This is a genomic window from Streptomyces sp. NPDC059452, from assembly GCF_042750035.1.
Lineage (GTDB): Bacteria > Actinomycetota > Actinomycetes > Streptomycetales > Streptomycetaceae > Streptomyces.
In genome coordinates, this window is record NZ_JBHYVE010000038.1 from 51,748 (window position 1) to 61,836 (window position 10,089).

At 70.7% G+C, this 10,089-nt stretch carries 6 protein-coding genes; all 6 read left to right on the forward strand.

All coding sequences use genetic code 11. The annotated features are described in order from the left end of the window. The first annotated feature begins 109 nt into the window (after nt 1-109). The 6 genes from ACFW9Z_RS32820 to serA all read left to right on the forward strand — a co-directional run bounded on the left by ACFW9Z_RS32820 (nt 110) and on the right by serA (nt 9,962). A complete protein-coding gene (locus tag ACFW9Z_RS32820) occupies nt 110-1,072 on the forward strand; it encodes a 2-hydroxyacid dehydrogenase (protein ID WP_384646615.1) in 963 nt (320 codons plus the stop codon). A 445-nt stretch (nt 1,073-1,517) separates the two neighbouring features. Then, nucleotides 1,518-4,337, forward strand: a complete 2,820-nt coding sequence (locus ACFW9Z_RS32825; RefSeq protein WP_384646625.1) for a putative bifunctional diguanylate cyclase/phosphodiesterase — start codon at nt 1,518-1,520, stop codon at nt 4,335-4,337. Nucleotides 4,338-4,567: 230 nt separating this feature from the next. Then, nucleotides 4,568-6,424, forward strand: coding sequence for an acetolactate synthase large subunit (locus tag ACFW9Z_RS32830; RefSeq protein ID WP_384646617.1), 1,857 nt, complete (start codon nt 4,568-4,570; stop codon nt 6,422-6,424). 23 nt (nt 6,425-6,447) lie between these two features. Next, nucleotides 6,448-6,975, forward strand: coding sequence for an acetolactate synthase small subunit (ilvN, locus tag ACFW9Z_RS32835; RefSeq protein ID WP_084749630.1), 528 nt, complete (start codon nt 6,448-6,450; stop codon nt 6,973-6,975). 115 nt (nt 6,976-7,090) lie between these two features. Beyond that, complete coding sequence (gene ilvC / locus ACFW9Z_RS32840; protein ID WP_073771743.1) at nt 7,091-8,092, forward strand: ketol-acid reductoisomerase; 1,002 nt, start codon at nt 7,091-7,093, stop codon at nt 8,090-8,092. 277 nt (nt 8,093-8,369) lie between these two features. Beyond that, nucleotides 8,370-9,962 carry a phosphoglycerate dehydrogenase gene (gene serA, locus ACFW9Z_RS32845; RefSeq protein WP_384646619.1) on the forward strand — a complete coding sequence of 531 codons (1,593 nt, stop codon included), beginning with the start codon at nt 8,370-8,372 and terminating at the stop codon, nt 9,960-9,962. The last annotated feature ends 127 nt before the right edge of the window (nt 9,963-10,089 follow it).

Genomic DNA, 10,089 nt, shown 5'->3' on the forward strand with positions numbered 1-10,089 from the left:
ACTAACCTCTGGCCCGGCGAGGTCTCCGATCAGCCGTCCTGCATCCGTGCTGCATCCGTCCTGCAGCCGTCCTGGAGCGTTCGCACACGCGTCGCATAGCCTCCTGACCATGACTGCGACGACTGCCGGCGCGACGACCGCCGACGTATGGCTGCCCTTCGAGGCCGACGAGATCGACGGGCTCCCCGAGGGCCTCAACTACCTCTTCTGGGACGGCGGTCCGGAGTTCCCCGGCGACCCCGCGCACTGTGTGTACTACGTCGTGCCCTACATGAAGGGTTCCGAGATCGCCGTGCGCCCCATGGGTGACATGAGCGCCGTCCAGGTGGTGCAGACGCTCTCCGCCGGCATCGACCACGTGGAGCCGGGGCTCGGCCTGCTGCACCCCGGCGTACGCCTCTGCAACGCCAAGGGGGTGCACGAGGCGTCCACCGCGGAGCTGGCTCTCGCCCTGATCCTGGCCTCCCTGCGCGGACTTCCCGGCTTCGTCCACGGCCAGGACAACGAGGAGTGGCGGTCCGGCTTCTACCCGGCGCTCGCCGACAAGTCCGTGCTCATCGTGGGGTACGGATCCATCGGCTCGGCCATCGAGGACCGGCTCGCGGCCTTCGAGTGCGCGCGGGTGGCGCGCGTCGCGCGCTCCGCCCGGACCACCGAGCGCGGTCCCGTACACACGCTCGACGACCTGCCCGCCCTGCTGCCCGAGGCCGACGTGGTCGTCCTCTCCACCCCGCTGAACGCCTCCACGCAGGGGCTGGTGGGCGCGGAGTTCCTCGCCGCGATGCCGGACGGAGCCCTCCTCGTCAACGTCGCCCGGGGCGGGGTCGTGGACACCAAGGCCCTGCTGGCCGAACTGGAATCCGGACGGCTGCGTGCGGCGCTCGACGTCACCGACCCGGAACCGCTGCCCTCCGGCCATCCTCTCTGGCATGCTCCGAATGTCCTGATCACACCTCATGTGGGCGGCAGCACCTCGGCGTTCGAACCGCGGGCCAAGCGGCTGATCGCCTCGCAGCTCACCCGCTTCGTCGCCGGGGAGCCGGTGGTGAACGTCGTCAGCACCACCGGCTGAGAAGTCCGGGATCGTCGGCTGAGGAGTCCCGGCGGTCACATGAGGGCATGATCCGCATGCGCTTAGCGCCGCCCACCTCGCATTTCGTCACGGAGCGTAGAGAAGCTATGGCCCTGAGTGACGAATCTGGTGTATCGTCCGCACCGGGGTGCTGCGCCGTGGAAGGGGCGGCGCGGGGGGAGCATCGGAACGCGAGGGGGCGACGGGCGATGTGCGGGCCATGGAGAGACGATCCGAGCCGGCGGGACGCAGTGCGGCGGTCATCGACGCTGCCCGGGTGCGGCGCCCTCCGATGGCCGGAAAACCACCCGAGGCGGCGGCCGGGGCCGGGGCTCGTACCGGCGGCCGTGACCCCGGTGCGGACCGGGCGGCGGCGCACCGCGCGGACCGGCCGTCCGGCGCCGGGGCGGCCGGGCCTTCCCGGGCCGGGGCGGGGAGCCCTCCGGTGAGCGTGCTGGGGACCTGGCTCTCGCCCCGGCCCACCGCCGGCTCCACGGGACTGCGCTCCCGGATCCTGCTCGGCCTCGTCTGCGCCGGATACTCCGTCGGAGCGGCCGTCGGCTGGGGCTCTCCGGAAATGGCCCGCTTCATGGGGGACTTCGGCCTCGCCGCGGCGGCGCTGGTGGCCGCCGTCTCCTGCTTCCTCTACGCCCGGGTGAGCCCCGGGCGGCTGCGCCCCGCCTGGCTGCTGTTCTCGGTCTCCTCCCTCATGGCGGCCTGCGGAAACGCCGTCTGGGGGTGGTACGAGGTGGTGCTCGGCGTCCCCGTGCCCACCCCGTCGGCCGCCGACGCCTTCTTCCTCTGCTTCGCGCCGCCCGCCATCGTCGGCCTGCTCGTCCTCGCCAAGCGCCCCGTCACCCGGGCCGGCTGGGTCTGCCTGGCCCTGGACGCCTGGCTGATCGGCGGCTCCCTGCTGACCCTCGCCTGGAGCCTCGCCCTCGCGCACACCGCGCACATGGCGGGCGTCGAGGAGGCCAGTGTCGGCCCGGCCGCGCTCTCGCTGGCCTACCCGCTGCTCGACATCGTGCTCGTCTCCATGGTGCTCGCGCTGCACTTCCGCCGCTCCGGGGCCAACCGCTCCGCCGTCAACACCGCGATCGCCGCCCTGGCGCTGACCGTCCTGAGCGACGCCATCTTCACCTCGCCGCTGCTGCGCTCCACCTACCACTCGGGCCAGTTGCTCGACGCCGGCTGGTTCGCCGGCTCACTGCTCCTCGCCTACGCGCCCTGGGGCGTACGCCGCCGGGCACCCGGCACCGACCGTCCCGCGCCCCCGCGCACCACCAGCCGCCCGATCGCCGGGTCGCTGGCCGCGCTGACCCCGTATCTCGCCGCCGCCGTCTGCACGTTGGGCATCCTGTACAACGTGGTCGAGGGCCGCCGGGTGGACCGGGTCGTCGTCCTCACCGGCTGCACGGTCGTCCTCGCGCTGGTCGTCCGCCAGGGCATCATGCTGCTGGACAACATCTCCCTCACCCAGGAGCTGGCCCAGAAGGAGAACCACTTCCGCTCCCTGGTGCAGGGCTCCAGCGACGTCATCATGATCGCCGCCCCCAGCGGCACCCTCCGCTACGTCAGCCCCGCCGCCGCCGGGGTCTACGGGCGCGACGCGGAGGATCTCGTCGGCTCCGAGCTCTCCTCGATCATCCATCCCGACGACCTCGGCCGGGTCGTCCACGAGGTGCGGCGCTTCCTCGCCGCCCCGCCCCACGAGGAGCCCACCACCCGCATCGAGTGCCGCTTCCGCTCCGGTACCGGCGACTGGCTGCACGCCGAGTCCACCGTCAACCGGCACCAGGGCGGACTCCTCCTCAACAGCCGGGACGTCACCGAACGCGTCCGGCTCCAGGCCCAGTTGCAGCACAACGCCGAGCACGACCCGCTCACCGACCTGCCCAACCGGGCGCTGTTCACCTCCCGGGTCCGGCAGGCGCTGACCGGCCGCCGCGCCGGGGACTCCGGCACCGCCGTGCTCTTCATCGACCTCGACGGCTTCAAGGCGGTCAACGACACCATCGGCCACCAGGCGGGCGACGAACTGCTCATCCAGGCCGCCCGCCGCCTCCAGGAGTCCGTCCGGGCGGGGGACACCGCGGCCCGGCTCGGCGGTGACGAGTTCGCCGCCCTCATCATGGGCGACGGCACCCGCGACCAGGGCGCCCGGGAGTACCAGGTGCACGAGATCGCCGACCGGCTCCGCCTCACCCTCTCCCAGCCCTACCGGATCGGCCCCAGCGAGGTCCGGGTGGCCGCCTCCATCGGCGTCGCCTTCGCCGAGCCCGGCATCACCCCCACCGACCTCATGCGCAACGCGGACCTCGCGATGTACCGGGCCAAGGCCGGCGGCAAGGACCGGGTCGAGCTGTACGCCCCCCAGATGCAGGCCGACGTCGTACGCCGCTCCGAGCTCGCCACCCGGCTGCGCACCGCCCTGCGCGAGGGCGAGTTCGCCCTGCTCCACCAGCCCGTCGTCCACCTGGCCAGCGGCTCCGTCGCCGCCGTCGCCGCCCAGGCCCGCTGGCGCTCCGCCCAGGGCATTCTGTTCACCCCCGCCGAATTCCTCCGGGTCACCGGCGACGACGACCGCACCGCCGAGCTGGGCCGCTGGCTCCTGGAGGAGGCCGTGAAGCAGGCCGCCGACCGGGCCAGGGCCGGACACCCCGTCGCCGTCTCCGTACGCCTCTCCGCCACCCGGCTGCTGGACAAGGCCCTGCCCTTCGGCTCCATCGAGGCGCTGCTGACCCGGCACGGGCTGCCCTCGGGGGCGCTGATGATCGAGGTGGCCGACAGCGACCCCCGGATCTCCTTCGACGAGCTGGAGCAGCGGCTCGTGGCCCTGCGCCGCCTCGGCGTCCGGATCGCGCTCGACGGCTTCGGCAGCGGTTTCGCCGCGATCAACGCGCTGCGCCGCCTCCCCATCGACGTACTCAAACTCGACCGGAACCTGGTCGAGGGGGTCGTCGAATCGGCCAGGCTGCACAAGATCACCAGCGGGCTGCTGCGGATCGCCTGCGACCTCGGCCTCCAGTCCGTCGCCGACGGGGTCGACGTCCCCGAGCAGGTCCTCGCGCTGCGGTCCATGGGCTGCACCCACGGCCAGGGGATGGCCTTCTCCGGCCCGCTCGACGAGTACCGGCTGCGCCGCGCCCTGGTCCGCGGCCAGTTCCCCGTTCCGGGCGTTCCCGGCCCCCGTACGGTGATGGCGGGAGGCTCGATCCCGCTGCTCACCGGATCACATGCTGAGACGCCCGTCCCACCCACTTGACACGTCATGCGTGCCGGAGAGAGGGTCAATGCCATGCGCACCCGAATTCTCGTACTTGGAAAGCGCGTCGGCTGAAGCAGAGTCACTCCACGACACTCTGCGACCGCACCCGGCGCGCTCCCCTCGCTTGCCTCACGGCACGAGGGGTTTTTTGTTGCACTGAACCTCTCAAAACGCTGCAAAACACCCGCGAAAAACCACCCGCGAACACCCTCAGCTTCGAGAAGAGAATGCCGATGACCGAGCAGGCCACCGGGGCCCACCACCCGCAGCCGCGCGCCCGAAACGGCGGACAGCCGTCCGTCACCGTCGAACACGTCACGGGCGCGCAGTCCCTCATCCGTTCTCTTGAGGAAGTCGGCGCCGACACGGTATTCGGCATTCCCGGCGGCGCGATCCTCCCCGCCTACGACCCGATGATGGACTCCACCCGGGTCCGTCACGTCCTGGTCCGCCACGAGCAGGGCGCCGGCCACGCCGCCACCGGGTACGCGCAGGCCACCGGCAAGGTCGGCGTCTGTATGGCCACCTCGGGACCCGGTGCCACCAACCTGGTCACCCCGATCGCCGACGCGCACATGGACTCCGTGCCGCTCGTCGCGATCACCGGCCAGGTCGCCTCCAAGGCGATCGGCACCGATGCCTTCCAGGAAGCCGACATCTGCGGCATCACGATGCCGATCACCAAGCACAACTTCCTGGTCACCAAGGCCGAGGACATCCCGCACACCATCGCCGAGGCCTTCCACATCGCCTCCACCGGCCGCCCCGGACCGGTCCTCGTCGACATCGCCAAGGACGCCCTCCAGGCGAAGACCACCTTCAGCTGGCCGCCCACCCAGGACCTGCCCGGCTACCGGCCCGTCACCAAGCCGCACGCCAAGCAGATCCGCGAGGCCGCCAAGCTGATCACCCAGTCCAAGCGCCCCGTGCTCTACGTCGGCGGCGGCGTCATCAAGGCCGGGGCCACCGCCGAGCTGAAGGTCCTCGCGGAGCTGACCGGAGCGCCCGTCACCACCACCCTGATGGCGCTCGGCGCCTTCCCCGACAGCCACCCGCTGCACGTGGGAATGCCCGGCATGCACGGTGCGGTCACCGCCGTCACCGCGCTCCAGAAGGCCGACCTGATCGTCGCCCTCGGAGCCCGCTTCGACGACCGCGTCACCGGCAAGCTGGACAGCTTCGCCCCGTACGCCAAGATCGTCCACGCCGATATCGACCCGGCCGAGATCGGCAAGAACCGCACCGCCGACGTGCCGATCGTGGGCGACGCCCGCGAGGTCCTGGCCGACCTGGTCCAGGCCGTCCAGGCCGAGCACACCGAGGGCCACACCGGCGACTACGCCGCATGGTGGAAGGACCTCAACCGCTGGCGCGACACCTACCCGCTCGGCTACGACCTGCCCGAGGACGGCAGCCTCTCCCCGCAGCAGGTCATCCAGCGCATCGGCAAGCTCGCCCCCGAGGGCACGATCTTCGCGGCGGGCGTCGGCCAGCACCAGATGTGGGCCTCCCACTTCATCGACTACGAGCAGCCCGCCACCTGGCTCAACAGCGGCGGCGCCGGGACGATGGGGTACGCGGTCCCGGCCGCGATGGGCGCCAAGGCCGGGATGCCCGACCGCACGGTCTGGGCCATCGACGGTGACGGCTGCTTCCAGATGACCAACCAGGAACTGACCACCTGCGCGCTCAACAACATCCCGATCAAGGTCGCCATCATCAACAACGGCGCCCTCGGGATGGTCCGCCAGTGGCAGACCCTCTTCTACAACCAGCGCTACTCCAACACCGTGCTGCACTCCGGCACGGACACGGACGGCGCCCCGGCCAAGGGCACCCGCGTCCCGGACTTCGTCAAGCTGTCCGAGGCCATGGGCTGCCACGCCATCCGCTGCGAGGACCCGGCCGACCTGGACAAGGTCATCGAAGAGGCCAACTCCATCAACGACCGCCCCGTCGTGATCGACTTCATCGTCCACGAGGACGCCATGGTCTGGCCGATGGTCGCCGCCGGCACCTCCAACGACGAGGTCCAGGCCGCACGCGGCGTCCGCCCCGACTTCGGCGACAACGAAGACGACTGAGAGACAGAGAGAGACCGACTCCCATGTCCGAAAAGCACACGCTCTCCGTCCTGGTCGAGAACAAGCCCGGTGTCCTCGCCCGGATCACCGCCCTGTTCTCCCGACGCGGCTTCAACATCGACTCGCTCGCCGTCGGCACCACCGAACACCCCGACATCTCCCGCATCACCATCGTCGTGAATGTCGAGGACCTGCCCCTGGAGCAGGTGACCAAGCAGCTCAACAAGCTGGTCAACGTCCTGAAGATCGTCGAACTCGAGCCCGCCGCTGCGATCCAGCGGGAGCTCGTCCTGGTGAAGGTCCGCGCCGACAGCGAGACCCGCTCCCAGATCGTCGAGATCGTCCAGCTGTTCCGCGCCAAGACCGTCGACGTCTCCCCGGAGGCCGTCACGATCGAGGCGACCGGAGGGGCCGACAAGCTGGAGGCGATGCTCAAGATGCTGGAGCAGTACGGCATCAAGGAGCTCGTCCAGTCCGGCACCATCGCCATAGGGCGGGGCTCGCGCTCGATCACCGACCGGTCCCTGCGCGCCCTCGACCGTTCCGCCTGACCCGCGACGGGACCGGCGCCGCCGCGCGCCGCTCGTATGGCGAGACCCGATCACGTATCCCGACGCCCCCGCCGTACGGTGGGACGCAACACCTGCACACCAAGGAGAAGACCCAGTGGCCGAGCTGTTCTACGACGACGATGCCGACCTGTCCATCATCCAGGGCCGCAAGGTCGCGGTTCTCGGTTACGGCAGCCAGGGCCACGCCCACGCGCTGTCGCTCCGCGACTCCGGCGTCGACGTCCGCGTCGGTCTGCACGAGGGCTCGAAGTCCAAGGCCAAGGCCGAGGAGCAGGGCCTGCGCGTGGTGACCCCGGCCGAGGCCGCCGCCGAGGCCGACGTCATCATGATCCTCGTCCCGGACCCGATCCAGGCCCAGGTCTACGAGGAGTCCGTCAAGGACAACCTCAAGGACGGCGACGCGCTGTTCTTCGGCCACGGCCTGAACATCCGCTTCGGCTTCATCAAGCCCCCGGCCAACGTCGACGTGTGCATGGTCGCCCCCAAGGGCCCCGGCCACCTGGTCCGCCGCCAGTACGAGGAGGGCCGCGGCGTTCCGTGCATCGTGGCCGTCGAGCAGGACGCCTCGGGCAAGGGCCTGGAGCTGGCCCTGTCGTACGCCAAGGGCATCGGCGGCACGCGGGCCGGCGTCATCAAGACGACCTTCACCGAGGAGACCGAGACCGACCTCTTCGGCGAGCAGGCCGTCCTCTGCGGTGGCACCGCCGCCCTGGTCAAGGCCGGTTTCGAGACGCTGACCGAGGCGGGCTACCAGCCCGAGATCGCGTACTTCGAGTGCCTGCACGAGCTGAAGCTCATCGTGGACCTCATGTACGAGGGCGGCCTGGAGAAGATGCGCTGGTCCATCTCGGAGACCGCCGAGTGGGGCGACTACGTCACCGGCCCGCGGATCATCACCGACGCCACCAAGGCCGAGATGAAGAAGGTCCTCGCAGAGATCCAGGACGGCACCTTCGCCAAGAACTGGATGGCCGAGTACCACAACGGTCTGCCCAAGTACAACGAGTACAAGAAGGCCGACGGCGACCACCTGCTGGAGACCACCGGCCGTGAGCTGCGCAAGCTCATGAGCTGGGTGAACGACGAAGAGGCGTAGGTCCTCGGGGGAGCGGGGCGGGTCCGGCAGGGCCCGCCCCGCCCCACATCACCGGAGGATCACCGGAACGTGGCCTTCCGTACGGGTGTACACCTCGTCCACCCTCGTGCGGGTGATCCTTCCACCGGGGCGCAGTAGAAGGCCCTCCGCATGACTACACTTCTCAACACATACAACGCGTCAGGGCCCACAGTGTCGTGCGTCTACCACGCGGCTAGCCCCTCCACCGCCTGCGGCCGTCGGGACGGCCGTCCGCACTGGACTTGTGAGGACTCACGTGAGCTCGAAGCCTGTCGTACTCATCGCTGAAGAGCTGTCGCCCGCCACGGTCGACGCTCTGGGTCCGGATTTCGAGATCCGGCACTGCAACGGCGCGGACCGCGCCGAGCTGCTCCCCGCGATCGTCGACGTCGACGCCATCCTGGTGCGTTCCGCCACGAAGGTCGACGCCGAGGCCATCGCCGCCGCCAAGAAGCTCCGGGTCGTCGCCCGGGCCGGTGTCGGTCTGGACAACGTCGACGTCTCCTCGGCCACCAAGGCCGGCGTGATGGTCGTCAACGCCCCGACCTCCAACATCGTGACCGCCGCCGAGCTGGCCTGCGGTCTGCTGGTCGCCACGGCGCGCAACATCCCGCAGGCCAACACCGCCCTGAAGAACGGCGAGTGGAAGCGCTCCAAGTACACCGGGGTCGAGCTCAGCGAGAAGGTCCTCGGCGTCGTCGGCCTCGGCCGCATCGGCGTCCTGGTGGCCCAGCGCATGTCGGCCTTCGGTATGAAGATCGTCGCGTACGACCCCTACGTCCAGCCCGCCCGCGCCGCGCAGATGGGCGTCAAGCTCCTCAGCCTGGACGAGCTCCTTGAGGTCGCCGACTTCATCACCGTGCACCTGCCGAAGACCCCCGAGACCCTCGGTCTCATCGGGGACGAGGCGCTGCACAAGGTGAAGCCCTCGGTCCGCATCGTCAACGCCGCGCGCGGCGGCATCGTGGACGAGGAGGCGCTGTACTCCGCACTCAAGGAGGGCCGCGTCGCCGGAGCCGGTCTGGACGTGTACGCGAAGGAGCCCTGCACGGACTCCCCGCTCTTCCAGTTCGACCAGGTCGTCTGCACCCCGCACCTCGGCGCCTCCACCGACGAGGCCCAGGAGAAGGCGGGCATCGCGGTCGCCAAGTCGGTCCGCCTCGCGCTCGCCGGTGAGCTGGTCCCGGACGCGGTCAACGTCCAGGGCGGGGTCATCGCCGAGGACGTACGCCCCGGCCTGCCGCTCGCCGAGAAGCTCGGCCGGATCTTCACCGCGCTCGCGGGCGAGGTCGCGGCCCGGCTCGACGTCGAGGTGTACGGCGAGATCACCCAGCACGACGTCAAGGTGCTGGAGCTCTCGGCGCTCAAGGGGGTCTTCGAGGACGTTGTCGACGAGACCGTCTCCTACGTCAACGCCCCGCTCTTCGCCCAGGAGCGCGGGGTCGAGGTCCGCCTCACCACCAGCTCGGAGTCGCCCGACCACCGCAACGTGGTCACCGTGCGCGGCACGCTCTCCAGCGGCGAGGAGGTCGCGGTCTCCGGCACGCTGGCGGGCCCGAAGAACCTCCAGAAGATCGTGGCCATCGGCGAGCACGACGTGGACCTGGCGCTCGCCGACCACATGGTCGTCCTGCGCTACCAGGACCGGCCCGGTGTGGTCGGCGCGGTCGGCAAGATCCTCGGCGAGGCCGGGCTGAACATCGCGGGCATGCAGGTCTCGCGGGCGGCCGAGGGCGGCGAGGCGCTGGTCGTCCTCACCGTCGACGAGACCGTCCCGCAGACGGTGCTGACCGAGATCGCCGACGAGATCGGCGCCTCCTCGGCCCGCTCGGTGAACCTCACCGACTGACGCACCCCGCTCCGTAACCGGCTGCCGGGGGGCCCGGGGCCCCGGGGGGCCGGCGCCCGGGGTGGGGGTGGGGGGCAACCACCCGTGGGGGGCGCGGGGTGGGGGCGGGGGCCCCAGAAGGGTGGGG